The sequence below is a fragment of the Streptomyces sp. NPDC005962 genome (genome assembly GCF_040629205.1).
Taxonomy (GTDB): domain Bacteria; phylum Actinomycetota; class Actinomycetes; order Streptomycetales; family Streptomycetaceae; genus Streptomyces.
This window is the reverse complement of record NZ_JBEXVE010000042.1, coordinates 20,876-47,657: the sequence shown is the minus strand read 5'-3', so window position 1 is coordinate 47,657 and position 26,782 is coordinate 20,876. Positions and strand designations below refer to the sequence as shown.

Below are 26,782 nucleotides of genomic sequence, written 5' to 3'. Positions count from 1 at the left end.
GTGCTCTCATCCTTATGCCGTACGTTATCGCGATGCCTCCGGGAGGCAGTGCGAAGAAAGTGGATATAAAACACGCCAGGATGCCATTGATCGCCTGACCTCGATGTATGAGGAGAAGCGTACAACTCCTCAGCAGAAATCTGAGATCAAGCGCGAAATTGGGCGCCAGCGATTCGGGCGGTACGCGACTGACTGGGTATCCCGTCAGCGTCACTATGCTCCAGGCAGTGTCCGAACTGTCAACGCGAGTCTGAATAGCCATATCCTTCCAGTGCTGGCCTCTCGTCGGATGGACACCTTCAATCACCACGTGGTCGAAGACTTCATCCGGGCGATGGAGGAAGCCGAAGTTGGCCCTGGCGCACAGCAGAACGCGTTCAGCACCCTCAAAAAAGTGCTGCGCGACGCAAAGCGCAGGGCGGGATTCGCTGACGATCCATTCGAGGGCGTCATCCCTCCGAAATATGCTCCCCAACAGGTTGTCATACCCACGCTCGATGAAATTCGGGCATTGAAGGAGGTTGGCGACGCAGAGGTCACACTGGTCATCGATTTGATGTCCGGCTGTGGCATGAGGAACGGGGAAGCTTTTGCAGTCAATATCCATCGGATGGTCGCCGATGATGTGTACCGCATAACCGAGCAGATTGACGGTATCAGGCGGGTCGTCGCCCCCCTCAAGCACCGCGAGGTAGGAGACTTTCGCGAGGTCCCCATGCCGCAAAAAGTCCGTGAATCGATCATGCTCTACGAGGGGAAAAAGGGAAGCAGCCTCGACGGTTACCTGTTGCGTTCTCAGAGGAGCGATCACTGGGGGCACTCAACCATGCAGTATCGCTGGGAGCAAGCCAGGAAGCGTGCCGGCATCAGCAGAAAGCTTTCCCCTTATGCCATGCGTCACTACTTCGCTTCGAACTGCTTGGCGCGAGGTATTCCGATAACGGATGTGGCGGAGTGGATGGGTCACGGGAATATCCATTTGACTTTCAAGATTTACCGGCATCTCATGCCAGCGTCAATGGGGCGAGCTGCAAAGATTCTCAACGAGGGGCTTTGATCTCCCTGTCACTCGCGGCTGGTGGCAGGGGCGATCTCTATATTCTCCGGACCGAGCTGCCTCGAAAGGGCCTCCAACGCCGACTTGTCCGAGACGGCGCATCGGTACCACTGGGTCTACCCGCGGAGCTTCGAGCGATGGCCTCTATCTGACGGCTGAGGGGAGTGGTCGGGCCCCGTTGGGTGATACTGAGGCGAAGTCATCAGCAGACTGCTGTTGGAGGCCCGTCACGGTCGGTCAGCGCTTAATACGCATACGGTCTGGAGATGCCCGATCATGACCTTCGGGTACCGCAACGCAGCCCGATTAGGGAAAACCGCGCCGGGATCCGAAAGTATCCGCTGTTCCCGACTCGGAGGTCGCCGACTGGATGAGGATGGGGCCCGCATAGCGCATTTCTCGGAGGGTTCGCTGAGTGGGAGGCAGGCGGGTCCTGGGCGAACGCCCCGATCATCGACGCGGGCGGCCCGGCCCAGGATGCGTTGGAGAAGGCTGCAGCTATGACCGCCGAGGCCCGCCAGGCCCTTCAGGACCTGGACGAGGAGGCGTCGGCCGACGAGGTCGCGCGGCGGCTGGAGGGCAGGGTCTCCCCGGCAGTCCTCGCCCTGGTGAAGGCCCAGATGGTGCAGGCTGGCGGGCTCGGCGCGGTCACCCAGGCGGTGGAGGGCTTCGGCGGGTTCGCCAAGCAGTACGAGCAGATCGAGAAGGTCTCCGCCCACCACGGCAACTTCTGGGAAGTGCTGCTGTACGGGCAGATCGGCCGGGACAGGGCGGTGATGTTCGACCTGGCCGACAAGCTGGAGTTCACCGCGACCAGCGAGGACTGCGAGCAATGCGGCCAAGAGGCCAGACGCTACCGGCGCGGGGTCTGCGGACGATGCGTCCTGACCGAGCGGCTCCGCGAGCTCCTCGACGACGGCACCGGCTCCATCAGCGCCGAACTGTTCCCGCTGTTCGATGCCTTGCGGCTGGTCCGCCGCCCGTGGGGCGCCCTGACCTGGACCAGTAAGCCCCACACCCAGCGCAATCTGCGGGCTCTGGCCCTGAAAGAAGTTCCGCTCACACACGACGGCCTGAGCCAGCTCAGCCCCTGGCGGTCGGTCGCTTACCTGCGCGACCTCCTCATGCAGAGCGGCGTCCTGCCCCCGGCTGACCGGCAGCTGCTGCTGTTCCAGCGGTGGCTCGCCGAGAAACTGCCCGCCATCGGCGACGCCGGGAACCGGCGGCTCCTGGAGCTCTTCGCGACCTGGCACGTTCAGCGCCGTCTGAACACCCTGGCTGGCCGCGGCCCGCTCACCGGCACGCAGATCCAACAGGCCCGCGACGAGATACGTCTCGCGGCCGCCTTTCTCGATCATCTGGCCGGGCATGGGCGGACCCTCGCCGAGTGCACGCAGGCCGATGTCGATAATTGGTACGCGGGCGGCTACACCGCCCGACGCCTGACCCACGCCTTTCTGCGATGGGCGATGCGGTCCAAACACATGCTCAAGGTCGCCATCCCACATCGCTCCACGAGCAACCCTGCCCCGCTCGCCCAGCACCAGCGGCTCACCCTGCTGCGGCAGACCGTGGACCAAGGCGACATTCCGCTCCAGGACCGGGTGGCCGCCGCGCTCGTCATGCTCTACGCACAACCGCTCACCCGGATCGCCCGGCTCACCACCGACGATGTCCTCCAGAAAGACGGCGAGGTTCTGGTTCGGCTCGGCGATCCGCCCTCGCCCGTCCCTGAGCCGATTGCCGGAATGCTGCTGACCTATCTCGACCAGCGACCGAACACTATGACCGCCACCAACCCCAACGCCCGGTGGCTCTTTCCCGGCCGCAGGGCTGGACAGCCCATGACCCCGAACACGCTCAAACTCCGGCTCCTCCACCTGGGCTTCCCTGCCCAGCGAGGACGCACGGCGGCAATTCGCCACCTCGTACTCCAGGCCCCCGCACCCGTGATTGCCCGCATGCTCGGCTACCACGACGACACCACCGCCCAGCTCGCCGCCGAGGCAGGAGGAACCTGGCGCCACTATGCCCCCGGCGACCACACACGGTGACACCGGTGCCTCAATGACCAAGGAATAGGTGTCAGTCGATTACGCGAGGTCGCCAGTTTCACACCCCTATTGGACACTCCCCACCGTCACCACCGACTACGGAACAGAGCCGAACGTTTTACAGACCCTGATCCCGCTACATCATCTAATGGGCGGTCATGTTGTGTGGGGTGTTGCGCCGTAGAGTGCTTGGGCGACGAGGCGTTCGGCGAGGGTGTCGTCGAAGGGGACTTTGAGTACGAGGAGTCGGTGGTAGCAGGCGCCCCAGAGTTGGTCGACGATGATGTCGAGGTCGGCGTCCTGGCGTAGCTGGCCTTGTTCCTGGGCGGTGCGCAGGCGTGCGCGGGCGAGTTCGCGGCGGGGCAGGGCATAGCTGTTTGACCAGGCGTGTGCGAGGTCGGGGTCCGTCTGGGAGGCGCCGACGAGTTCGGAGACGGGTTTTGCTGCGCCTTCGTCGGTGAGCCAGCGGATGAAGGCACTGAGCTGGGTGATCAGGTCGGTGCGGAGGTCGCCGGTGTCGGGAAACTGCAGGGTGCGGCCGCTCTGGGTGAAGTATGCCTCGACGGCGAGGGCGCCCGGTGAGGGCCACCATTTGTAGAGGGTCATCTTGCTTGATCCGGCTTCGGTGGCGACGCGGTCGAAGGTGACGGCCCGCAGGCCCTCGGCGAGCAGGATGTGTCCCGTTGCCGCGAGTACGTTGGCGCGGACTTCCGCGGCCGGCCGGCGTCCTCGTCCCCGGCGGGCGGCAGTGTTCTGGGACATGGACAATCCCCCTTGTGGACTGCTTGTACATTTCTGTGTATCGTGGCTAGTGGACAGTTCGTCCATATCCATCATACGGAGGTTTGGGCCATGGTGACCAACACTGGCCGCGTTGCGGTCGTCACCGGCGGATCCGGCAGCATCGGCAGGGCGTGCGTGGAGCGCGCAGATGGACCTGGACACCTTCGACCGCATCCAGCGCACCAACGTGCGTGGCACCTTCGTCGTCGACCAGCTCGCCGCACTGCGGATGGTCTCCCACTATGTGGTGTAGCAGCGATCTCTGCATAGCCCCTGGTCATGGGGCAGCCATCGCGCAACTCTCCGAGTAGCGAGGCTCGTTGAGAGAGGTGACGCGATGGCCTTGGCCCAGCATGACTTACTCCGCCTCATACAGTCACTGCGTACGGCCGACGGAATCGAGTTGATCAGGATCCTGGCCCAGCGGATCCTGCAGGAACTGATCGAGGCCGATGCCACCGCCCACATCGGTGCCGAGCCCGGCGAGCACACCGAGACCCGCACGACGATGCGCAACGGGTACCGGGAGAAGGTACTGACCACGCAGGCCGGGGACCTGGACCTGGCGATCCCCAAGGTCCGTACCGGGTCGTTCTTCCCGTCGCTGCTGGAACGCTGGCGCTGCATCGACCAGGCACTCTACGCCGTCATCATGGAGGCGTACGTGCAGGGCGTGTCCACCCGCAGCGTCGATGACCTGGCCAAAGCCACCAAGGCCGGTATCCGAGTGCAATCGGCACGCTCTTCTCCGGGCGTGCCCGCCGCCAGTGACGTTGCTTCAGTTCGGCGATCAGCCATACCTCTCGGACAAGCAGAAATTCCAGATCTCCTTTGGAGGACTTATGGCCACGTTGGAGAATCCACTGTCTGCCCTCGATCTGCTGGACACCATCGAGGCACGGCGGTTGCTCGGTCCGGAGGACCGGATGCCAGCAGCTCACCGGGGCCCTCACCGGCTGAGCCGTCGCGGCTGGCTGAATTTCACGGAACGCCTGGAACGCCGCGAGGAGATCTCCGCTGTTCTGGCCGCCTTGACCGGCAGCCGGGCGGTGCTGGACGTCGGCGGTGGCACCGGCGAGCTGACCCGTGCCATCGCAGCGAAGGTGGAGCGGTGTGCCACCGTCGAGCCTCATCGGGACCGAGTGGAAACGCTGCGGACCGGGTCGGCGACCATCCAGGCGCTCCCCGGCCGTGCCGAGGAGCTTCCGTTCCCTGGCCGCAGTTTCGACGCGATCATGGCCGCCTGGGTGCTGCCCTACGTCGACGATTTAGTACGAGCCGTACAGGAGATGATCCGGGTCTGCGACGAGACGGATCCAGCCGCCAGGATCGTACTCATCGGCGGCGGCCAGGATAACGAGCTGGTCAGCCTGCTCAACCAGGCGTGCGTGCCGCTGGCCGGTGAACCGCACGACCACCAGGGATTCCTGCTCGCGACTGCGGCGCGGATCCTCGCGCAGTCCGGCTTTCCCCGGCTGACGGTGTGGCGGACGGAATCCGCCCTGCATTTCTCGGAATCCTCGCTTGACCAGCGGGTGGCGGCCGCCGCAGCGGTCCTTGTCGACTTCTGGTACGAGGGCCATCCGCGCGCCGATGACATGAACGCCGCCCTGCGACCGGCGTTATGCCGCCACTTCGCCCAGCGGCCACATGCCATCGGCGATCAGGGCGTCGTGCTCATCGCCCGGCCGGAAGTGCGTTCATGACACAGCGTGACAGCACCATCACCTGGTGGGACACGCGGCATGCGCTGGCGGAGGCATACCAGGACAGTATCTCCAACGGCCTGGTCCGCTGCGTAGTGTACGGCGAGGTCGGGATCGGCCGTACCACTCTGATCAGCGAGTTCGCTCACTCCGTGGAGCTCCAGGGCGGTCCGGCCATCCGGCTGGGCTGGCGTCGCGCGAACCACGACGACACCGCGAAAGTGGCCGACGACCTGGCGAAGGCGCTGGTCGCCCTGCTCCCGGATGAGAGCACGCAGCGCACCGCTCTGCTGCGGGCTCGCGCCGGCATCGAACCCGAGCGGGACAGCACGTTGGCCGAGGCCATCAGCTCAGCGATCGACGCGCTCACCGAAGAAGTGCCCTTGTTGCTGACGGTGGACGACGCGCATCACGGCTCGGCCCCCGCGCTCGAATGCCTCCAACGTGTCACCCAGCTGTGCGCCCAACGACCGGTCGTGCTGGTCCTGTCGGTCCGGCTGGGCGAACCGGCCCAGGCCCCGGCCGAACTGGCCCGGCTTCTGCTCGGCGGACGCGAGGTCGTCCTCGGTGGTCTGACCGAACAGCAGGCCACCGCGATGCTGAACGCCAGGTTGGCCAGTGGCCTGGACAGCGCACTAGCCGCGGCCTGCCACCGCGCCACCGCGGGCAATCCGTTCCTGCTCGACGCACTGGGCACGTGGCTGGCAGCGACGGGCTCGCTCCAGGATCCGGCGACGGTGCAGGATGTGGTACTGCCCGGTATTGTCGAGTACATGCTCGAGTCAGCGCTCCGAGCCGACCTGCACGCTGCGAGGCTGGCCAAGACGCTCGCGGTGGCGGCACGTTTCGGCAGCGTGGACACCGCCGTGGCCGCGCATCTGTCCGATCTAGGGCTGGTCGACGCCCTCAAGGCGCTGGATCTGTTGGCGCGGATGCGCCTGGTGGCCAACAGCGACGCCTTGGAACTGCGCCATCCACTGCTACGAGCCGCCTTGACCGGCGGCATGACGCTGATGGCCCGCAACGCGGCTCACCTGACCGCCGCGGCCTACCTGCATGAACGCGGCGCCCCGGCTGATCTGGTCGCCGCCCACCTGACTGCTTCGACCGTGCCGCAGACGGGAGCCTGGCCCGCCCTCGTGATGTTGCGGGCGGCGGCCATCGCAAGGCGTGAAGGCCGCCACGACACCGCGCGGCATTACCTCGAATCCGTGGTGAACACCGCGTCTGGGCACGAACAGTGCGAGGCCATGCTCGAGCTTGTCGACCTGCGTACCGAACTCGACGCCGTCTCCGGGCCGGAGGCAGTGGTGGAGATGCTCCCGAAGGCGCGCGACGCATTCGTGTTACGCCGACTGGTCGGCCACATTGGGCGTGCCCTGGCCGACTCGGTCGAGGAGAACCAGCCGATCCTGGACGCCACGGCGGCGGCCCTTACCGGAACCGCGCTGCACGGCTGGGGCCGGGCCTACCAAGCGCTGTGCCGGGCGGCCGAGGAGTCGGCGCCGACGGCCGAGAAGATCGCCGCCGCGTTGCGAGAGAACCCGGAGGTCGGTGACAGCGCGTCGCTGGTGGCCGTGACCGGTCTGAGCGCCTTGTACCGGCATTTGGTCGACGATGACCCGCAGGCGTCTTTGCTGTTGGCCCGAGCCGCGCTGGAACGTGAGATCGACGAACTGGACACCCAACCGCTGGCGCTGCTCGCGGCCCTCACTGTGCTGCTGGAGAGCGGCCACCCGGCCGAGGCCGCGACACACCTGCGCACACTCGAGGAGGCTGGCTACGGATCCCGCTACACGCGGCGACCGGACGTTCTGTTCGTGCGGGCCCAGATCGCGTTCGCGGAGGGAAATCTCGCTGCGGCCGCGGACGAGCTAAACCGGGGCCTGGGCGCGCTGCCGTCGACCCCGCGCCGGCCCGGAGCACTGTGCACAGGGATGGTTGGGCTGCTGGCCCTCGTCCTGCTCGACCAGGGCCGCACCGGCGACGTCGAGGCGCTGCTGGGGCGGTATGGCGGACCGGAACGCTGGCCGGACTCGTGGTGGGCCGGGAACCTGGTGTTCGCGTCAGCTTCCCTGCGTGCCGAGGCCGGCGATCTCCATCGGGCCGCGGAGGACCTGCGGGTGTGGTGGGAGCGCCGGGCGGCCTCGGGGCTGGGCGTGCTGGGCTCCGCTCCCTGGCGGATTCATGGCGTCGGGCTGCTGCTCCAGGTCGGCCATATCGAGTGGGCGCGGCAACTCGCCGACGCCCAGGTCCGGTTCGCCGAAGGCACTGGGTCTTCGCTCGAACGGGGCCGTGGTCTGCGCGCGTTGGCCCAGGTGTCCGCCGAAGACACGAAAGAGCGGTTGCTCCGGGAAGCTGTAGCCGTGTTGGAGCCCACCCAGGGGCTGCTCGACCTGGCCCACACGACCAGCGATCTGGCCTGCGTGCTGGCCCACCGACAGCGCCGGGACGAGGCGGTCACCGAGCTGACCAGGGCGGCGCTGCTGGCCGACCGATGCGGGGCGACCGCGTTGAGCCTCCAGATCCGCGAGCAGGTTCTGGCGTTGCACAAGGACCCCTCCCTGCGCGGGGTCCTGTCGCTCACCATGCGGGAGCGGGAGATCCTTATCGACGCGGCTCGCGGTATGACGAACCGGCGGATCTCGGCGTTCCGGGAGATCACCGTCCGCACCGTCGAACTGCACCTGACCAGCGCCTATCGCAAGCTGGGTATTTCCGGCCGTGACGACTTTCCCGAGGTCTTCCGCGACCGTGCGCTGTGGAAACTTATCGTCGACAGTCGGCCTGTCGTCGGGCGGTCGAAGCCGGTGGGTTCCCGCGCCGAATCGGGGGCTTCGGAGGTCCGCCGGAAATCTCTCGGTCCCAGCCGTGATGCGTGGGCGGAACCGGCGCCGTGATACTCGGCTCCCGGCTGGCGGCCCCACTGGCGCTGAGCTGGTCGTGATATCGCGCTGGTGACGTCCACTGCGGCACGTGCGGCACCTGCTACGAGCGCCGGGAGGCATTCCAGCAGGCCGCAGTGGCCGACCCGACGGAATATCTCGACTCCGTGACCACGTTCGCCGCCCCGTGACGCCCCCCGGCATGGGTATATCGCGTTCATGTCAATCCCGCAAAGTGGTCACGTAAATCCAAGTCTGGGAATTGCCGAGGAATTAGTTAAGACCGTGTCCTATGTGGGGTTGGTTCGTTAAACCGTATATGGGGAGGGGAACGTGGAGTTGGATTGTTCCGGACGGGCTGTGGGAGATCGCGCCGTGGCGATGCAGGATCGCGGACACGGTGCGTCGCTCGATGCCGAACTGATCACCCAGCTCGTAGACGGTGGAGCCGGACTTGTAGTCGGCGATCAGTTGCTGCACCTGGGCGTCGGGGAGTCGTCGGGTGCGGCCGGGCTTGGCCCGCTTCGGTGTCGGTTGGGGCGGCTCATCCAGGTCCCGCAGCTTCATTCGCAGTGTTTCCAGCGCTTTGACCTGGTCCTTTGTGTTCGAGTAAGCTCCCTCAACCTCCACCGCGGATTTTGGACAGACATCAGCGATTCGTGTCTGTTTCGTTATTCAGGCTTCCGATCGGGGAGCCGACTCCGCTGCCCTGCCGGAGAGGTCGGGCAGGGCGTGATCCCGGTGTTCGGCGGTGCCATGCCGTTTCTTGGTTGGGCCATGAGGACTCACTACCGTGCCGCAACGGCGGGCTTGCCCGGGACCACGTTCACTACTCCCTGGCGTTACACCGGTCGGGGAGGGTCGCCTCACCCATTGTCTAGGGTGAGGAGGCGGGTCAGGTAGTCGAGGTCCTGCTGGAGCATCGCAACAGCCCCGAGCGGAGTCGGTGCGTCCGGGGTTCGCCCGGCGTCCCTGGCCACCATTGCCACCGCGTTGTCCGCGATCTGTTCGGCCACTGGTTCGGCTGGATGCGCCGGAGACGGGTGGAACCACCAGGCCACCCAGTTGCACATGCCGATGATCGACAGTGCCGTGATGTGCACGTCGACGGGGCGGAAGAGGCCTGCGGTGACTCCCTCCTCGAGGACGGCGGTGATCTCGCGGAGGACGGCACGACGGACCTGAAGGTGCTTCTTCGCGACCTCCGGCGGGAGCGCCTGGTCGCTGCGATCGAGCGTACGAAACTGCTCCGGCTGTTCGGCGCGGCGCAGGACCAGGGTGCGCACGAGCATGCGCAGCTTCTCGGCGCTGTCGAGATCCGTGCGCTGCCGAACGTCCCGCAACGAGTTCGCCGCGCTCTGGGCCGTCGCCTCGACCATCGCGACGAGCAACTCTTCCTTGCTCTTGACGTAGTTGTAGAGGTTGGGCCGGCTCAACCCGACCGCGTCCGCGACGTCCTGCAGGGTGGTCCCGTCGTAGCCGCGTTCCGCGAAGAGTCGCATCGCCTGGTCGACGATCTCGCTCATCACCAGCTTGCGCCGGGGCGTTGCGCCTCGGCGGGACTCCGGGCGCCCACCGGAGCGCCCCTGTGCCCCAGAGCCTTCCGTGGTCACCACATCCACCCCTCGGGTTGTGAGCCCGCCGCCCGACCATCCTGTGCTGTTGGCGGTCATCCTAGTCGCGGGCCGCGGACACCCGCGCCGCGCATTCGCACGCGAAGGCCAGTTGCCGCAGGTGCAGCGTACGCGAGAGACGGTGGTGGTCGAGGTTGTGACCAGCGCCCGCCTGGAGCCTGGCGTCCACCCACGGGGCGGAGGTGAAGTACCCGGCAAACGTCGCCACCCGACTCTCGTTGACGATCCACAGCCCGTCGTACTCGGCCAGCGTGTACTGCACGGGAACGACGACCGCGGCGGCGAGCTTCGCCACGTTCCGCGGCCAGTCCCCGACGATTTCGAGCATCTCCCCGAGAGGAACAGTCTCCGCGGAGGCTTTCGCCAATTCCATGACGTCGACACCAACGGTCCCCTCCGGGCCGTACAACAGAGCGCGTCGCTGCTCTGGTGGGAGTTCTACCGGCTCGTCCGTGGGCATGGCACGCCAGGCGCCGACGATGTGCTCGGGGGACCGGTCCCCAACGCCGTGTATCGAGATGCCCAGAAGCGGCCAGCGCGGGCGACGTGCGGCGATGTGCACGGCGATGGCCGAGCCGATGGAGTGGGCGACCAGGACCACGCCCGGGCGCCCCTCGCCGTAGTCGGTCCACAGCTCGCCGATCGCGGCGTCGAGGGCCTCGGCGCCGTGGCCGAAGGTCGCTTGACCGCCAGGAAGCGGGTCGCTCCCGCCGTAGCCGGGGCGGTCGAGCGAGACCACGGGAAACCCGGTCGCCGCGCCGAGGTCGAGCAGCGAGTGACCGGGCACGTCGAAGTACCCGGAGTTGTAGCCACCACCGTGCAGGGCCACGACCAGCGGTGCCCCGGTCGCACCGGCGCCGGACGTTGCCCCGGCGATCCTCCGCCCGTCGACCGGGAGATCGACGCGTGTCGTCGTCATGTCTCGCCACTCCTTCGCAGCGTTGCGTCAACTGGCCATTCCACCCGACAACGATACTCGGTCGTCAGTATATTGACGAGTCTGACACGGCGTTTTACGCTCGATGCCACACAGTTCATCGCGAGAGGAGTACGCAGATGTCATCCCTGGAGCGGGACCCGCTGGCGCACACGGTGCGGGGCGTCGACCACGCGGCGTTTCCGACGTTCGATCCGCGAGCGACCATCGCCTTCTACCGGGACGTCCTTGGCTTCCCGGTCGTCCACGCGACCTGCGCGCTCGGCTGGGGACCCGGGAACCACCCGGATTTCATCCACTTCTTCTTCGACATCGGCAACGGCGACCGGCTGGCGTTCTTCTACTACTTCGGCGTCGTGCCCTACCGCGACGCGGAGATTCCCGATCTGCTCCACCGCGCCCGGCACCTCGCGATCCACGTCGACAGCGAGGAGGATCTGCTGGAGTACCGGCGCCGGCTGGACGCGAGCGACTGGCCGTGCGAGTTGCAGGTGCGGCACGAGACGGTGGAGTCGATCTACGTCACCGATCCCAACGGCTACCTGATGGAGATCACCCGTCCACTGCGGGCGATCACCACCGAGGACGATATCGACGCCAACCTGAGCGTCGACGCGCTCATGGAGGTGACCGGTGAGCCCGAGCCTTCGCTGGAGAAGTTCTTCGCGCGTAAGGCGAAGCTGATCGCGGAGCGGTACGAGGGTGAGCCGGAGCTGGTGACGTTCGCATGACCACGCTGTTCGTCCTCGATGTCGAGTACTTCCGTCCCCTGGCCGAGGTGGCGAGCAAGGACCCCGACGTGACCGTCCGGCGGCGTGGGCCCTACCTCGAGGTCGCCGCGCCCGGGTCGATCCGGATCGACCGCAACGCCACCGTTTGCCGCAACGCCGTCTGGTACAGCTCGGTCGCCGCTGTCGAGGGCGGCCAGGTGACTCGCTGGGACTCCTCGGAGCTCGTGGTCGAACCCACCGGAGCCGGGGAATGAGCACCTTGGCCGTGGACCGCCTCGGAGCGGGCCGGGACATCCACACGGCACAGGCGCCGCCTGGCGTCACCGTGAGCACTCATCAGCTCACCACCTTCGACGGCGCCAAGGTCGAGGGAGAGCTGTACGCCCTCGACGGTGCGACGACGGTGGTCACCGTCATGCACCCGCGTCAGTCGATGACGCACCACCCGATGATCCCGCTGCTCCTGCAAGGCGGCGTCTCGGTCTGGACCCAGGGCTCCCGCTCGCCCAACAACGACATCGCCCTGGTCCACGAGCAGACGGTGCTGGACGCCGCGGCGGGGCAGGTGTTCCTCCGGGACACCGGGTTCGAGGCGGTACTGACCTTCGGCCACTCCGGCGGCGGAACCCTGTCGGCCTTTTACATCGAGCAAGCGTCCTTGGAACCGCAGCTGCGGCTGGACGTGACACCGGCAGGAAGGCCGATCGCACTGGCGGGCGCGCAGATGCCCGTGCCGGACGGCGCGATCTTCCTCGCGCCGCACCCGGGACAGGGAAAGGTGTTGCTGCACTGCATCGACCCGTCCGTCACCGACGAGTCGGACCCGATGTCGGTGGATCCCGCGCTGGACATGTACTCGCCGGGGAACGGGTTCGCCGAGCCGCCTGAGCAAAGCCGCTACAGCGTCGACTTCCTCAATGCCTACCGCGCGGCCCAGAAGGATCGGATCGGCCGGATCGATGCCCGCGCTGTCGAGTTGGCCGCCGAGGCCTCCAACGCCCGTGCCCGGTTCGCGCGCACCAGGGATCCTGCCGACCGGCGGATCGGCCTCGCCCCGAGGATCATCACCACCTACCGCACCGACGCGGACCCCTGCTACGTCGACCTGTCGATCGATCCGAACGACCGGCACTACGGCTCGTTGTTCGGCCGCCGCCCGGATCTGATCAACTACGGTCTGGTGGGCTTTGGCAGGCTGACAACCCCCGATGCGTGGTTGTCCACCTGGTCGGCGAACCACACCAACGCGGACTTCGTGCGGTGCGCGGCCGGAGTGCGCCTGCCGACGCTCTACCTGGAGTTCAGCGGCGACCAAGCAGCACTCCCCAACGTCAGCGCCCGCATGTTCGACGCGCTGGCCGACGAAGACAAGATCTGCCATGTCGTGCGGGGCCAGCACTTCGGCCAGCCCATCGTGGATGGCGAGCCCACCGGGTACGCCGCCGCCGCCGTCCACGTCGACCGCTGGCTGGCCGATCGTTTCGCCATCGCACCACCACTGAGAACGAGGTGAACGAAGTGGGCTCCATTGGAGTCGTCTACGACAGCGGCTATGGCCATACCGCCGCCCAAGCCAGGGCAGTGGGAGAAGGCGCCGCCTCGGTCCCGGGCATCGACGTCGCCCTGTACTTCGCCGAGGAGGTCGCCGCCGATCCCCGTCAGCTCGACCACTGCGACGCGCTGATCTTCGGTACCCCGACCTACATGGGCAGCGGCTCGGCTGTGTTCAAAACGTTCATGGAGGCCAGCGCGAAGATCTGGCTGGACCAGGGCTGGAAGGGCAAGCTCGCCGCCGGTTTCACCAACTCCAGCGGTCATTCCGGGGACAAGCTCAACACCCTCACCCAGCTCTGGCTCTTCGCCATGCAGCACGGGATGGTGTGGATCGGGCTCGGCCTGCTGGATGGCAACGGACGCAGCACAGGTTCCGATGCCGCGCTGAACCGGCTCGGCGCCTATGCCGGAGCCATGGCGCAGTCCAATTCGGACCAGGGGCTGGAAGGCATGCGGGACAGTGACTTGCGAACGGCTTCGGCGCTCGGTGGGCGCATCGCGCGTCACGTCGCGTCGTGGCAGGGAGGTGGACAGTGAAGATCCTGGTGACCGGCGGCGGGCCCGCGGGCCTATTTTTCTCGATCATCGCCAAACGAGCCGTTCCGACCGCCGAAATCCACGTCAGGGAGCAGAACCCGCACGGTGTGACTTACGGTTGGGGCGTGGCGTTCAGCGAGAGCGCGGCGGACGCGCTCCGGCCGGCGGCACCGGATGTGATCGACGCGCTCACCACCAATACACGCCATGATCGGATGGTCCTCAGTCTGGACGGCGTGGACGTGCCGGTTCAGGTCGGCCGCAGCCACCTCAACGCCCGCTGGTCGCTTCTGGCCACCCTGGAGAAGGCTGCTCTCGAAGCCGGGGTGCGCATCGAGCACGACTGCGACGCGGTCGTGACCGAAAGCGACCTGGCCGACTGGGATTTGGTGATCGGGGCCGACGGCGTCAACAGCCGGACCCGTGAGCGCTTCGCCGAGCACTTCCTGCCCACTGTCGAACTAGGCAGCAACTGGCTGGCCTGGTACGGAACCCCCAAGCCTTACTCGCCGTCGATCATCCTCCAGAACAGCGAGTACGGGGTGCTGATGGTGCACGCCTCCCGGTTCTCCGCTGAGATGAGCAACTTCACCGTCGAGGTCGGCCAGAAGACGTTCGACCGGCTCGGGTTCGCCGGCATGACCGAGGACGAGTCCCGCGAACTGTGCGAACGGCTCTTCGCTGACTCGCTGGACGGTGCGCCCCTGCAGAGTAACCACTCTCCGTGGTTTCAGACGAAGTTCGTCAGCTGCGCGCGGTGGGCCCATCGCAACCTTGTGCTGATCGGGGATGCCCTGCACACCGTTCACCCGTCGATCGGATCCGGCACCCGGTTCGCGATGCGTGACGCCGTCTACCTAACGCAAGCACTGACGGGCGCCGGTTGGGACATCGAGATGGGGCTCAAGGAGTTCGAGCGGGTGCGCAAACCCGTCGCGGACGCCTTCCAAGCCGCCGCAAAGCGCAGCATCGCCTGGTACGAAGGGCTCCCGTCCCGCACGATCACCCATCCAACGAAGTTCGCGCTCGAGTACCTGATGCGCACCGGACGGGTCTCCTACCGGGAATTCCGGCGGGAGAACCGCGATGTCGTCCTCGGCTACGAACGCGACCTACGTTGACCACGGCGTCGCACGAGGAGAGGCACGCGATGACGCTTGCTCCCAATATCCCCGAGAAACTCATCCGCTATCCGGCCGAAGAGGAGGCTCGCTACGTCCGCGAGGGGCTGTGGGAACCAGCCACCATCGCCGAACACCTGCACACCGTCGCACAGGAGCACGGCGACCGGGACGCACTGATCTGCGGTGATATCCGATTGACCTTCGCGGAGCTGGACCGCATCAGCGATCAACGCGCCGCAGGCCTCCATCGGCTCGGGCTGAAGCCGGGCGGGGCCGTCCTGCTACAGGTGCACAACACCGCCAACACGGTGATCGCCTGGTACGCCCTGCTCAAAGCCGGCCTCGTGCCCGTGTGCACGCTTCCGTTGCACCGCGGCCACGAGATCGGCGAGATCGCGCGACAGACCCGTCCGGTCGCCCACCTCGTCGCGGCCCGCGATCCCCGCTTCGACCTCGTCGCCTTCGCTATCGAACAGGCGGCGGCAGCCGGCGTGGAGCGCGCGGTCCTGGTCTCCGGCGGCCCGGCCGACGACCCTCGAGCCGTCGAACTGGACCGCCTGGGGGACGACATCGACGTTGCCGAGGCCCGCGGGATCGTCGAGGGCATCCAGGGCGCACTTGGTATGCAGTCGCTCGCGGTGTTCCAGCTCTCCGGTGGCACCACCGGGGTGCCCAAGGTGATCCCGTGCCTGCAGGCCCCTTACTGGCACTACGGTGCGAGCCTCGCCCGCGCAATGGCGTGGGGCCCCGGGGACCGCATCGCGTTCCTGATGCCGATCGTGCACAACGCGGGCATCATCATCGGTCTGCAGGGCCCGCACAGCGTCGGGGCCACCCTCGTGCTCGGAGTTCCTGACGCCTCGGCCGCGCTCGACCTCGTCGTCCGGAACGGGGCAACCGACGCCCTGCTCGGTCCGTTCGTCTTCGATCTTGCCCTGGACCCGGGCCTGGCCGCCGCGACCACGCTGCGGCGGGTGCTGTTCAGCGGCAAGAAGGTACCCCGTCGGTGCATGGCGGCGCTGGACGCGCTGGGGATCTGGGGCGGGCAGATCTTCGGGATGAGCGAGGGACTCTGCCTCACCACCCCGCTCGACTTCCCACTCGAGGCCCGCGCGGCGAGCGTGGGGGTGCCGATTTCGCCCGCGGACGAAATCCGGCTGTACGAACCAGGAACCGAGCAGGAGGTGGCACCGGGCGAGATGGGCGAGCTGTGTGCCCGCGGTCCCTACACCCTGCACGGCTACTTCGACGCGGCCGAGCACAACCGGCGAGCCTTCACCGCCGACGGGTTCTACCGCACCGGTGACCTCATGGCGGAACGGACGATCGCCGGCGTCCGGTGCTACACCGTCGAGGGCCGCATCAAGAACATGATCAGCCGAGGCGGCGAGAAGATCAACACCGAGGAGGTCGAACTCCTCCTCAGCTCCCACGACGCGATCGCCGAGGCCGCCCTCGTGGCGATGCCGGACCCGCGCCTGGGGGAGCGGGCTTGTGCCTTCGTCGTGACCCGGAACGGCCTGGAGATCGACCTCGCCGAGGTACGCACCCACTTCGAACGCCTCGAGGTTGCGAAATACAAGTGGCCGGAGCGGATTGTCGTGCTCCCGGAGATGCCGCGGGTGAGCGAGGTCGGGAAGATCGACCGCCGCCGCCTGCGGGAGATCGCGGAAACGCTTGGCGTCGAGCCCGGGTAGGCAATCGGAGGATAGAGATGACGACCCCGGTACCACTGCACCGGCACACGAGGCTGCGGACGACCGACGTCGACGAGGCCGAGTCCACGTGCGGGCAGGTGATGTCTTCGCACCGGCTTCGCGTGGCACGGCCCGCGGAGTTCGGCGCCCGGCTGCACACCGTGGACATCGGCTCGTCGACGCTGCTGTACGCCGTCTACCACGGCGACACGGAAGTGACCGCGCTCGTGCCGATGGAGTACTACACGCTCCAACTCATCCTGGGTGGAGCGATGGACATCGTCACGGACGTCGGCAGTCGCCAGGCCAAAGCCGGACAGGCGTGCATCGTCTCGCCCAGCGAACGGTTGCGTCTGCGTTTCGCGCCCGGAACCGTGCAGGTCGCGGCGAAGCTGCCCCGGGACGTCGTCGAACAGGGCTACTCCCGGCTCGGGGCCGAGCCCGCGGACCGACTGGTTTTCGGGCTGGCGGTGCCCGACGGCTCGCCCTGGCCCGGGCTGCTGCGGCTCGCAGTGGACACAGTGGACCGGTTCGACTCGGCCATCCTGCTGCCGAGCGCTGGTCTCGAGCTGGAGCGAACGCTCGTCACGGCGCTCCTGCTCGCCCAGCCCCACGATCATGACCACGCGATGTTCCGCGGCGGCGGTGCTCGCGGGTACCGTGCCGCCGGCGTCGCCGCCGATGCCCTCAAGGCGGATCCGGCGTCGCCGATGACGCCCGAGGAACTGGCCCGTAAGGCGCGAGTGAGCCTGCGAACGCTGCAGGAAGGCTTCCGTTCACGGTTCGGCACGACGGTGACGGGATACCACCGCGAGCTGCGACTGAAGCGGGCGCACCGGATGCTGTCCGCGGCCGAGGAGACCCGTTCCGTCGCCGACATCGCCCTGGCGTGCGGGTTCCTCCACTTCGGCCGGTTCGCACGTCACTACCGGCTGTGCTACGGGATCACACCCTCGACCACACTGCACGCCTCGCGCATCACGGACAGGACCGCGCGAAGCGGATAGACCGCTCGAGTCACCCTGGGCAGACTTGGCGCACCGTCAGTGCAGACGAAGGAATCGTTATGAACAAACAAATTCCCGCCTTCGACCACCTCGACGACACACGCTCCACATCGGATGTCCGTTGGGCTCACACGGAGATGCGCGAGGCCTGCCCGGTCGTGCACAGCGAGCGGCATAGCGGATTCGACTTCCTGACCCGCTACGAGAACGTCCGCGCCGCGCTGACCGACACGGGGTCGTTCTCCTCGGCGGACGGAGTGCACATCCCGGCGAGTGACTTGTTGCCGCCCGTCCCCGCTCTGGAATTCGACGAGCCTGAACACTCCGAGTGGCGCAGGGCCCTCGACGGCCCGCTGACCCCACGCGCTGTGCGGGCGTTCGAACCCGTCATCACCGAGGTCGTGGACCTCCTAATCGACGAGTTCGCGACCGTTGGCAAGGCCGACCTGGTCGACCAGCTCACAGAGCCACTGCCCGCGATTGTGATCGGGCGGATGATCGGCCTCGACCAGACCGAGGCGGTGCGCGCTCGAGGCATCGCCGCGGCGTTGTTCGCCGCGCTTGGATCCGCGGAGTTCCCGGCGCGGTTCGCCGAGTTCTCCGACCATACCCAGCGCTGGCTGGCGGACCGCCGGGAGAACCCCCAGGACGACATGCTCACCGAGATGGCGAGCGGCGCCGTAGCAGGCAAGGAGATCGACGAGGCCGGCGCCACCGGGCTGATGCTGGCCTACATCGTCGGTGGCCATCACTCGACGGGCTCCGCACTCGGCGGACTCATCCGGCACGTGCTGACGGTGCCCGGCCTCCGAGACGATCTTCTCGCCGATCGAGCGGGGCTGCCTCGGGTGATCGAGGAAAGCCTGAGACTGACCACACCACTGCAGCTGTTCGCGCGCACGCTCCGGTGCCCGGTCCAGGTCGGCGATCAGGAACTCGCGGAGGGTGGTCGCGTTCTGCTCGACCTCGCGGCCGCCAACCGGGATCCGCGAGAATTCAGCGACCCGGAGGAGTTCGAACGCGACCGATCGCGGAACCGGCACCTCAGTTTCGGCGCGGGTCCGCATGTTTGCCAGGGCCAGCACCTCGCCCGGGCCGAACTCCGGATCGCCCTCAGCCGCCTCCTCGACCGGCTGCCGGACCTCCGTCTCGACGGGGAGCCAGTCGAGAGCGGCCTGGTCGGCGGATCCCTGATGACCCACTTCGCTCTCCCCGTCACCTTCACCCCGGAAACCGCCGCATGAACGGCTCCGCGGAACTCCAGCTTGCCGTCGGCACACGTCGGGCCATCGCGATCGACGTGGCCGAGTTCGAGTTGCATCCTCTCGAGGGCGGCGACCTGCCGGAATGGCAGCCCGGCGCGCACATCGACGTGGTGACCGGAGCCGGGTTCGTCCGCCAGTACTCGCTGTGCGGTGATCCCGGCGACCGCACCAGCTACCGGATCGCCGTTCTGCGGCAGGCCGAGGGCCGGGGCGGCTCGGCCTGGCTGCACGAACGGCTCCACGAGGGCGACTGGATCTTCGTCAGCAGCCCCCGCAACCACTTCCCGCTCGAACCGTGGCCCCGTTACGTGTTCCTCGCGGGCGGGATCGGGATCACGCCGCTGCTGACCATGATCCGCGCGGTGGCCCGTGACGGTGCTGACTGGACACTGCACTACGGCGGCCGGACCCGGGCTTCCATGGCCTACGTCGACGACCTTCAGGCTGTCGACGCTAGCCGGGTGCACCTGTTGCCCTTCGACGAGAGCGGCCTGATCGACCTCGACGGCGCACTCGACGACGCGGGCCGGCAGGCATGCGTCTACTGCTGCGGGCCCGAGCCGCTGATCCGTGCGGCCGAGGCGGCGTGCGCACGTCGCGGACTGCGTCTGCGCACGGAACGGTTTTCGCCGAAGGAGATCGACTCCTCGCCCGCGGACTCGCCGTTCACGGTGCGCATCGCCTCGACCGGGGCCGAGCTGATGGTGCCCGCCGGCCGGTCAATCGTCGACGTGCTGATCGAGGCGGGCGTCGACGTGCTCACCTCGTGCGAGGAAGGCACCTGCGGTACCTGCGAGACGCCCGTCCTCGACGGCCGTCCGGACCACCGGGATTCGGTCCTGACCGAGGAGGCGAAGTCGGCGGGCGACCGGATCCTGCCCTGCGTCTCCCGGTCTTTCACGCCCCGGCTCGTACTCGACCGCTGACCAGCTCGCCCGATCGGGCGAGGCGTGGCCGTCACGACCCCCGGAGGACAACGATGTCCCAAGCCAAGTCCGCAGGCGCGTCTGCCCGTCCCTGGCGGGTAGCCCTCGCCGGGCTGATCGGCACGACCATCGAGTGGTACGACTTATTCATCTACGCCCTCGCCGCGACGCTCGTCTTCGCCCCGCAGTTCTTCCCGAGCTCATCCGCCGTGGCGAGCAACCTCGCCGCACTGTCAACCTTCGCCATCGGTTTCGTCGCCCGGCCGGTCGGCGGCGCTCATCGGCCACTTCGGCGACCGGCTCGGGCGCAAGCGCATGCTCGTGGTGTCCCTGCTCGTCATGGGCGTCGGCACCGCACTGATCGGCCTGCTGCCGACCTACGCCACGATCGGTGTCGCCGCTCCGATCGTGCTCGTGCTGGTCCGCATCGCACAGGGACTGGCCGTCGGTGGCGAATGGGGCGGCGCGACTCTGCTGGCCCTCGAGCACGCCCGCACCCACGCACAGCGCACCCTGTTCAGCTCGCTGCCACAGGTAGGGCTGCCGCTCGGCGTTGTGCTGTCCAGCCTGGTGTTCCTGGTGGTCCGGATCGGAGCCGGGGACGAGGGTTTCCTGAGCTGGGGATGGCGCATCCCATTCCTGGCCAGTGCCGTGCTGGTCGTCATCGGTCTCGTGATCAGACTCAAGCTGGATGAGAGCCCCGAGTTCGAGCGCATCCGTCGCCAGCACACCGGGCGCCGATCGTCGACGTGCTCCGCGCCCCACGGATCTGGATGTCGGCCTCCGGCATCGCCATTGGCAGTTCGACGCTGGAGAATCTCCTGCTCGCTTTCGTGCTGAGCTACGCGGCCCGGGAGAAGTTGTTCACCGCGTCGACGATGCTCACCGCCACTATCGTGGCTGCACTCTTCTGGTGCGCGGCTCTTCCCTTCGGCGCCCTGCTCGCCGGTCGCATCGGCCGCAAACGAGTCCTCATCGCCGGTACCCTGGGCATCACCGTCTGGGCATACCCATACTTCGCGCTGGTCGAGTCCGGGTCTCGGGTGGGTCTGTTCATCGGGTCGATCGTCGCCGCGCTGTGCATCGCTTCCGTTGTCAGCCTCGTCGCTGTGCTCACCCTCCGCAGCCTGCACCCGGGAACCCGCCGCCCGGCTCGCCGATACCGTCCAGGAGAATCCTGCGGTGTAGCTCCTGGCGCGGACGCCCATGGCTTTCTCGCGTGGGGATGCCGCGTTCACGCAGCTTGTTCAGCACAGTGGTGCGGTTGACCCCCAGGTGATCGCCGGCCCGCGCCAGCGACCAGCCGAGATTGTAGAGGTGTATGGCGTCGTCGACCTGCTCAGGCGAGAGGCCACGGCGGCGCATCGCTACGGCCCGGTGAAGGGGGACTACGGTCCGGCTACGGTCACCTACTCTGCGGCCAGGATTGCTTGCAACAGGCCCGGGAAGCGGGTTTCCAAGTCGTCTGCACGCATCTGGTTGAGGATCTTGTTGCCGCGGTAGTACTGCGTGATGACGCCCGCCTCGCGGAGCACCCGGAAGTGATGGGTCGACGTCGATTTGGTGACCGGCAGGTCGAACGCACCACAAGCTTGCGCCTCGTCCCCTTCGGAAAGCTGACGCACGATGCGTCGGCGCAAGGGGTCGGCGAGCGCGGCGAGGACCGTGTCAAGCCGGACCGCTTCCGTCGCGGGATGAGGCAGCGTTCGCATGAGTTCAACTCTACCTAGCCTATTCGTGGTACGGTCCCCGTCGTACTACGAAGTGCGTCGTACTACTTTGTCCTCTCGGCCGCTCGCAGCCCCTGCGACCGCGGGACAAGCGTTGCCCCGTGCCAGTTCCGGGACTTCGAGTACGTCACCTGACAGCCGTCGACATCGATCCGGCCGAACACGAAAGATTCCCCAAATGAACATCGCCGTCGTCTTATTCCCTCGTCTCACCGCCCTGGACGCAGTCGGGCCCTACGAAACGTTGCAGCGACTGCCTGACACCACGGTGACTTTCGTGGGCCATCAGCGCGGAGAGGTCCGGACCGAAAACGGCTACCTCGGCCTGACCGTCGACAAGACCTTCGACGAGGTCGTCGCGCCGGATGTGGTCATCGTGCCCGGTGGGATCGGCGTTCTCGACTTGCTGGAGGACGAGGGCCTGCTCTCCTGGCTGCGGTCGGTCCACGCCACCAGCCGCTTCACCACCTCGGTCTGCACCGGATCTCTGCTCCTGGCGGCCGCAGGACTGCTGCCCGGTCTCGAAGCGACCACGCACTGGGCCTTCATGGACAAGCTGACCGAGCTCGGTGCCGTTCCGGCCTCCACCCGAGTGGTCGAGCACCTGGAGCAGCGGACCATCATTGCCGCTGGAGTCTCCTCCGGGATCGACATGGCTCTGCGCTTGGCAGAGCTGCTCACCGACAAGGTGACAGCGCAGGCCATGCAGCTGATGGTGGAGTACGACCCGCAGCCGCCTTTCGACGCGGGCAGCGTGGTGAAGGCCGGCCCGCTGGTCACGGCCCGAGCCAGGGAGCTGTTCCAGGAAAAGGACTGAGCCCTCCGAGAACCCGACCACCGCGCCGGACCTCCGCCCTGCCCAAGTGCCGAAATCGCTTCGGCCACACATCGGTTACTGATCCGAAATTCAGAGGGCTCTATTCGAGGATGTAGCAGACGTGTGGTCCGCCGAAGTAGCCGCAGGCGATGTGGGGGCTGGCCATGGCAGTTATGGAAGAACCGATGCCACGTCACCAGCAGAGGCCGGAAGTTGATGACGCACGGCGGACCGGAGTCCGCGCAGTGGGGTTATGTCTATCATCGCAGGAGACCCAGCACCCGTGTTCTTCGTCCCCGTGGCCGGGAGGCCGGAGTGGTTGTTCGGAAATGCCTGGGGCAAGGGAGGAGTGGTCGGTTGGATCGCCGCTATGGGGAAGCGCGACACAGTCGCATGATCTGGTTGTATGGATGAGGGCGCGCGGTCTTCCCCTCCATTCTCTGACCAGTAATGTCCCATCGGAAATTTCAGATCCTCTCCTGGAGGCCTCGTGACCACGTTTGAGACGCCGCTTTCCGTCCTCGATTTACTGGACAAGACCGAGATTCGGTGGCTTTTCGGTCCGGAGGACCGGATGCCGGCGGATTACCGCGGGCCCCATCGCCTGAGTCATCGCGGCTGGTTGAATTTCACGGAGCGTCTGGAACGAGGCGAGGAGATCTCCGCCATTCTGACCGCCCTGTCCGGTAGTCGGCAGGTGCTGGACGTCGGCGGCGGTACCGGCGATCTGACCCGTGCCATCGCGGCGCAGGTGGACCAGTGCACCACTGTCGAACCTCATCGAGAGCGAGTGGAGACGCTGCGGACCAGGTCGGCGACCATCCGTGCGCTGCCCGGCCACGCCGAGGCACTGCCATTCCCGGATCGAAGCTTTGACGCGGTCGTGGCCACTTGGGTGTTGCCTTACGTCGACGATGTGGCGCGGGCTGTGCGGGAGATGATCCGGGTCTGCGACGAGACCGATGCGGCCGCCCGGATCGTGCTCATCGGCGGTGGCCGGGACAATGAGTTGGTCAGTCTGCTCAATCAAGTCTGTGTACCTCTGGCCGGTGAACCGCACGATCACCAGGGGTTCCTGCTCGCGACTGCCGCGCGGGTTCTCGCCGAAGCCGGGTTTTCCCGGCTGGCTGTGTGGCGGACCGAAGCCGCCCTGCGTTTCCCGGAATCTGCGCTGGAGGAGCGGGTCGTGGCAGCCGCGGGGGTTCTCGTCGACTTCTGGTACGAGGGCCATCCGCGTGCCGCGGACATGAAGGAGGCCTTGCGGCCGGCGCTGTACCGCCATTTTGCCCAGCGGCCGCACGCCATCGGTGATCAGGGGCTCGTACTCGTCGCTCGGCCGGCGGCGCGCTCGTGACCCACCGCAGGAGCTTCGCAGGCCGCTGGGACGTGCGGCGTGCGCTGGCCAAGGCCGGCCAGGACAGTATGTCCGAGGGCCTGGTCCGGTACGTGGTGTCCGGCGAGGCGGGTATCGGCCGTACGGCGCTACTCGATCAGTTCGTCCATGACGTCGAGCTCCAGGGGGGTCTGGCCATCCGGTTGCCATGGGGTCGGGCCGATCACGATGACGCCACGAAGGTGGCCGGCGACCTGGCGCACGCCCTGGCCGCGCGGCTCCCGGGCGAGGGCGCGCACCGCGATGCGCTGCTGCGTGCCGGGGCTGCCGCCGATATGGGGTGGGAAAGGGCGCTGGTCGAGGCGGTCCGATCGGCGATCGACGTGCTTACCGACGAAGCGCTTGTGGTGCTGACGGTTGACGACGTACATCGCGCTTCCTCGGCCTCGCTGGAATTCCTCCAGCGTGTGACCCAGGTGTGCGCCTGCCGGTCGGTTGTCCTGGTCCTGTCGGTCCGGCTGGGCGAGTCGGCCCAGGCCCCGGCGGAACTGGCCCGGCTCCTGCTCGGCGGACGGGAAATCGTCCTGTCAGGTCTGACCGAACAGCAGGCCACCACCATGCTGAGCGACCGGCTCGGGCGCCGCCTCGACAACGCTCTGGCCACCGCCTGCCACCGCGCCACCGCGGGCAATCCATTCCTGCTCGACGCGCTGAGCGCGTGGCTGATGGCGGGCGACGCGCTTCCGGAACCGACGGCGGTGCACAAGGTCGTGCTCCCCGGCGTCGTCGAGTACCTCCTCGGGCCGGCACTCTGCGCCGACCTGAACACCGTGCGGCTGGCCGAGACGATCGCGGTGGCGGGACGCTTCGGCAGTGTGGACACCGCCATGGCCGCGCACCTGTCCGGGCTGGGGTTGGTCGACGCCCTCAAGACACTTGACCTGCTGGTGCGGATGCGTCTGGTGGCCGACAACGACGCCGTGGAACTGCGCCATCCACTGCTGCGAGTCGCACTGACCGGCGGCATGACGCTGATGGCCCGCAATGCCGTTCATCTGACCACGGCTGCCTACCTGCACGAACACGGTGCCCCGGCCGACATGGTCGCGGCCCACCTGAGTGCTTCGACCGTACCGCAGGAGGGCGCCTGGCCCGCCGGTGTGATGTTGCGGGCGGCGGATATCGCCCGGCGCAAAGGCCACCATGACATCGCGCGGCGATATCTCACGCTCGTGGTGGACAGCGCGTCCGGGCACGAGCAGAGCGAGGCCATGCTCGAACTCGTCGACCTGCGGGGCGAACCCGATGCGGTGTCCGGGCTCGAAGCAGTGGTGGGGATGCTGCCGATGGCGCGCGACGAGTTCGTGCTGCGTCGGCTGATCAGCCACATCGGACGAACACTGTCCGACTCGGACGAGGAGAACCAGCCGATTCTGGACGCGATCGGGGCGGCCCTGGCCGGAACCGCGCTGCGCGGCTGGGACCGGGCCTACCGGACACTGTGCCGGGTGGCCGACGAGCCACCACCGGCGGCGGCGAAGATCACCAGCACGTTGGCCGAACGTCCGGAGGCTCATGGAGGTGCGTTGATGGCGGCCGCGAGCGGTCTGGCCGCCGGGTACCGTCATGTGGTCAATGACGACCCGCGGGCGGCCTTGCGGTTTGCCCGAGTCGCGCTGGAGCGCGAGATCGACGAACTCGACACCCAACCGCTGGCGCTGCTCGCGGCCCTCACCGTGCTGGTGGAGAGCGGCTACCCGGCCGAGGCCGCGGCCCACCTGCGCAAACTCGACGATGAAGCCTATGGGCCCCGCTACACGCAGCGACCGGACGTGCTGTTCGTGCGGGCCCAGATCGCGTTCGCGGAGGGGAATCTCACCGCCGCCGAGAACGAGCTGAACAGCGCCCTGGCCGCGCTGCCGCCAACCTCGGGCCGGCCCGGGCCACTGCGCACGCGGATGGTCGGGCTGCTGGCCCTCGTCCTGCTCTGTGAGGGCCGTACCGATGACGCCGAGGCGCTGTTGCGGCGGTATGACGGTCCGGAACGTCGGCCGGACTCGTGGTGGGCCGGGAACCTGTTGTTCGCGTCGGCCTTCCTGCGCGCCGGGGACGGTGATCTCCACCGGGCAGCGGCGGACCTGACGGAGTTGTGGGAGCGCGCCACCGAAATGGGGTTGGGACTGGTGGGCTCCGCTCCCTGGCGGATCTACGGTGTCGGGCTGTTGGCCCAGGTCGGCTATACCGGGTGGGCGCGGCAGGCCGCCGACTCCCAGGTCCGGTTCGCAGAGGACACCGGGTCCCCGCTGGAGCGGGGCCGTGGTCTGCGTGCCCTGGCCCAGGTCGCCACCGATGGCACGAAGGAGGAGTTGCTTCGGGAGGCCGTGGCCGTGCTGGAGCCGACCCGGGGTCAGCTCGATCTGGCCTACGCGGCCGGCGATCTGGGCCGCGTGCTGGCCCAGCAGAAGCGTCGGGACGAGGCGGTCACCGAGCTGACCAGGGCGGCGCGGTTGGCCGACCAGTGCGGGGCGATCGAGCTGAGCGTCCGTATCCGACAGCAGGTCCTGGCGTCGCACGAGCATCCCTCACTGCGCGGGGTCCTGTCGCTCACCGCACGGGAGCGGGAGATCCTGATCGACGCGGTCCGCGGCATGACGAACCGCAAGATCTCGGAGTTCCGGGAGATCACCGTCCGTACCGTCGAACTCCACCTGTCCAGCGCCTATCGCAAGCTGGGTATCTCCGGGCGGGATGACTTTCCCGAGGCGTTCCGCAACCGTGCGCTGTGGACACTGATCACCGACGGTCAGCCCGTTGTCCGGCGGTCGAAGTCGGTGGGTTCCCGCGCCGAAGCCGGAACTTCGGCCGTCGGCAGGGAACCTCTCGGTCACGGCCGTGATCCGCGGCCGAGCCGGCGCAGTGATACTCGACTCACCGAACTTTCCGATCCCAGGCAATCGGAGGACACCAATGCCGGACGACCCTTCCCTGTCTGATCCCTTCACTGT

Annotated in this window: 23 protein-coding genes and 1 pseudogene; 19 read left to right on the top strand and 5 right to left on the bottom strand. The window is 67.4% G+C overall.

Going from position 1 to position 26,782, the window contains the following annotated elements; all coding sequences use genetic code 11:
• Positions 1-289: 289 nt before the first annotated feature.
• Both ABZ370_RS40450 and ABZ370_RS40445 read left to right on the top strand, forming a co-directional pair.
• The gene (locus ABZ370_RS40450; protein WP_358632355.1) at positions 290-1,057 is read left to right on the top strand and encodes a tyrosine-type recombinase/integrase; all 768 of its coding nucleotides are present in this window, start codon (positions 290-292) and stop codon (positions 1,055-1,057) included.
• A 500-nt stretch (positions 1,058-1,557) separates the two neighbouring features.
• On the top strand, positions 1,558-3,111 hold the full coding sequence (locus tag ABZ370_RS40445; protein ID WP_358632353.1) for a hypothetical protein: 1,554 nt from the start codon (positions 1,558-1,560) through the stop codon (positions 3,109-3,111).
• Positions 3,112-3,267: 156 nt separating this feature from the next.
• Here the strand turns inward: ABZ370_RS40445 and ABZ370_RS40440 are convergent, their stop codons facing one another.
• Positions 3,268-3,873, bottom strand: coding sequence for a TetR-like C-terminal domain-containing protein (locus ABZ370_RS40440; RefSeq protein WP_358632351.1), 606 nt, complete (start codon positions 3,871-3,873; stop codon positions 3,268-3,270).
• Between the two features lie 358 nt (positions 3,874-4,231).
• Here ABZ370_RS40440 and ABZ370_RS40435 point away from each other — a divergent pair.
• The 3 genes and pseudogenes from ABZ370_RS40435 to ABZ370_RS40425 all read left to right on the top strand — a co-directional run.
• Positions 4,232-4,594: pseudogene (locus ABZ370_RS40435) on the top strand (transposase); the annotation flags it as partial.
• A 142-nt stretch (positions 4,595-4,736) separates the two neighbouring features.
• The gene (locus tag ABZ370_RS40430) at positions 4,737-5,600 is read left to right on the top strand and encodes a class I SAM-dependent methyltransferase (protein WP_358632349.1); all 864 of its coding nucleotides are present in this window, start codon (positions 4,737-4,739) and stop codon (positions 5,598-5,600) included.
• Positions 5,597-8,500 carry an AAA family ATPase gene (locus ABZ370_RS40425; RefSeq protein ID WP_358632347.1) on the top strand — a complete coding sequence of 968 codons (2,904 nt, stop codon included), beginning with the start codon at positions 5,597-5,599 and terminating at the stop codon, positions 8,498-8,500. Before ABZ370_RS40430 ends, ABZ370_RS40425 begins: the two co-directional genes overlap by 4 nt.
• A 258-nt stretch (positions 8,501-8,758) precedes the next feature.
• Here the strand turns inward: ABZ370_RS40425 and ABZ370_RS40420 are convergent, their stop codons facing one another.
• From ABZ370_RS40420 to ABZ370_RS40410, 3 genes are all read right to left on the bottom strand, one after another.
• Positions 8,759-9,052 carry a hypothetical protein gene (locus ABZ370_RS40420; protein ID WP_358632345.1) on the bottom strand — a complete coding sequence of 98 codons (294 nt, stop codon included), beginning with the start codon at positions 9,050-9,052 and terminating at the stop codon, positions 8,759-8,761.
• 299 nt (positions 9,053-9,351) lie between these two features.
• Entirely contained in the window at positions 9,352-10,011 is a 660-nt protein-coding gene (locus ABZ370_RS40415) for a TetR/AcrR family transcriptional regulator (protein WP_358632343.1), read from the bottom strand.
• Between the two features lie 148 nt (positions 10,012-10,159).
• The gene (locus ABZ370_RS40410) at positions 10,160-11,038 is read right to left on the bottom strand and encodes an alpha/beta fold hydrolase (protein ID WP_358632340.1); all 879 of its coding nucleotides are present in this window, start codon (positions 11,036-11,038) and stop codon (positions 10,160-10,162) included.
• A 137-nt stretch (positions 11,039-11,175) separates the two neighbouring features.
• Here ABZ370_RS40410 and ABZ370_RS40405 point away from each other — a divergent pair, with 137 nt between their 5' ends.
• The 11 genes from ABZ370_RS40405 to ABZ370_RS40355 all read left to right on the top strand — a co-directional run bounded on the left by ABZ370_RS40405 (position 11,176) and on the right by ABZ370_RS40355 (position 21,165).
• Positions 11,176-11,787 (top strand): VOC family protein, encoded by a 612-nt coding sequence (locus ABZ370_RS40405; protein ID WP_358632337.1) that lies wholly within the window; start codon positions 11,176-11,178, stop codon positions 11,785-11,787.
• Complete coding sequence (locus ABZ370_RS40400) at positions 11,784-12,041, top strand: hypothetical protein (protein WP_358632334.1); 258 nt, start codon at positions 11,784-11,786, stop codon at positions 12,039-12,041. The genes ABZ370_RS40405 and ABZ370_RS40400 overlap by 4 nt, the downstream gene beginning before the upstream one ends.
• Entirely contained in the window at positions 12,038-13,300 is a 1,263-nt protein-coding gene (locus ABZ370_RS40395; RefSeq protein WP_358632331.1) for a hypothetical protein, read from the top strand. Before ABZ370_RS40400 ends, ABZ370_RS40395 begins: the two co-directional genes overlap by 4 nt.
• Positions 13,297-13,878 (top strand): flavodoxin family protein, encoded by a 582-nt coding sequence (locus ABZ370_RS40390; protein WP_358632328.1) that lies wholly within the window; start codon positions 13,297-13,299, stop codon positions 13,876-13,878. The genes ABZ370_RS40395 and ABZ370_RS40390 overlap by 4 nt, the downstream gene beginning before the upstream one ends.
• Positions 13,875-14,999, top strand: a complete 1,125-nt coding sequence (locus ABZ370_RS40385; protein ID WP_358632325.1) for an FAD-dependent monooxygenase — start codon at positions 13,875-13,877, stop codon at positions 14,997-14,999. The genes ABZ370_RS40390 and ABZ370_RS40385 overlap by 4 nt, the downstream gene beginning before the upstream one ends.
• A 29-nt stretch (positions 15,000-15,028) precedes the next feature.
• Positions 15,029-16,699 carry an AMP-binding protein gene (locus tag ABZ370_RS40380; protein ID WP_358632322.1) on the top strand — a complete coding sequence of 557 codons (1,671 nt, stop codon included), beginning with the start codon at positions 15,029-15,031 and terminating at the stop codon, positions 16,697-16,699.
• Between the two features lie 17 nt (positions 16,700-16,716).
• The gene (locus ABZ370_RS40375; protein ID WP_358632319.1) at positions 16,717-17,706 is read left to right on the top strand and encodes an AraC family transcriptional regulator; all 990 of its coding nucleotides are present in this window, start codon (positions 16,717-16,719) and stop codon (positions 17,704-17,706) included.
• Positions 17,707-17,843: 137 nt separating this feature from the next.
• A complete protein-coding gene (locus tag ABZ370_RS40370; protein ID WP_358632316.1) occupies positions 17,844-18,950 on the top strand; it encodes a cytochrome P450 in 1,107 nt (368 codons plus the stop codon).
• Positions 18,947-19,897, top strand: a complete 951-nt coding sequence (locus tag ABZ370_RS40365) for a PDR/VanB family oxidoreductase (RefSeq protein WP_358632313.1) — start codon at positions 18,947-18,949, stop codon at positions 19,895-19,897. The genes ABZ370_RS40370 and ABZ370_RS40365 overlap by 4 nt, the downstream gene beginning before the upstream one ends.
• A gap of 279 nt (positions 19,898-20,176) precedes the next feature.
• Positions 20,177-20,737 carry an MFS transporter gene (locus ABZ370_RS40360; RefSeq protein WP_358632432.1) on the top strand — a complete coding sequence of 187 codons (561 nt, stop codon included), beginning with the start codon at positions 20,177-20,179 and terminating at the stop codon, positions 20,735-20,737.
• Entirely contained in the window at positions 20,731-21,165 is a 435-nt protein-coding gene (locus ABZ370_RS40355) for a hypothetical protein (protein ID WP_358632310.1), read from the top strand. The genes ABZ370_RS40360 and ABZ370_RS40355 overlap by 7 nt, the downstream gene beginning before the upstream one ends.
• A gap of 141 nt (positions 21,166-21,306) precedes the next feature.
• Here ABZ370_RS40355 and ABZ370_RS40350 read toward each other — a convergent pair whose 3' ends face one another.
• On the bottom strand, positions 21,307-21,609 hold the full coding sequence (locus ABZ370_RS40350) for a helix-turn-helix transcriptional regulator (RefSeq protein WP_358632307.1): 303 nt from the start codon (positions 21,607-21,609) through the stop codon (positions 21,307-21,309).
• 196 nt (positions 21,610-21,805) lie between these two features.
• Between ABZ370_RS40350 and ABZ370_RS40345 the strand changes: the two genes are divergently transcribed.
• The 3 genes from ABZ370_RS40345 (at position 21,806) to ABZ370_RS40335 (ending at position 26,770) form a co-directional block, all read left to right on the top strand.
• Positions 21,806-22,444 (top strand): DJ-1/PfpI family protein, encoded by a 639-nt coding sequence (locus ABZ370_RS40345; protein ID WP_358632304.1) that lies wholly within the window; start codon positions 21,806-21,808, stop codon positions 22,442-22,444.
• A 490-nt stretch (positions 22,445-22,934) separates the two neighbouring features.
• The gene (locus ABZ370_RS40340) at positions 22,935-23,798 is read left to right on the top strand and encodes a class I SAM-dependent methyltransferase (protein WP_358632301.1); all 864 of its coding nucleotides are present in this window, start codon (positions 22,935-22,937) and stop codon (positions 23,796-23,798) included.
• Positions 23,795-26,770 carry an AAA family ATPase gene (locus ABZ370_RS40335; RefSeq protein WP_358632298.1) on the top strand — a complete coding sequence of 992 codons (2,976 nt, stop codon included), beginning with the start codon at positions 23,795-23,797 and terminating at the stop codon, positions 26,768-26,770. Before ABZ370_RS40340 ends, ABZ370_RS40335 begins: the two co-directional genes overlap by 4 nt.
• Positions 26,771-26,782: the final 12 nt, after the last annotated feature.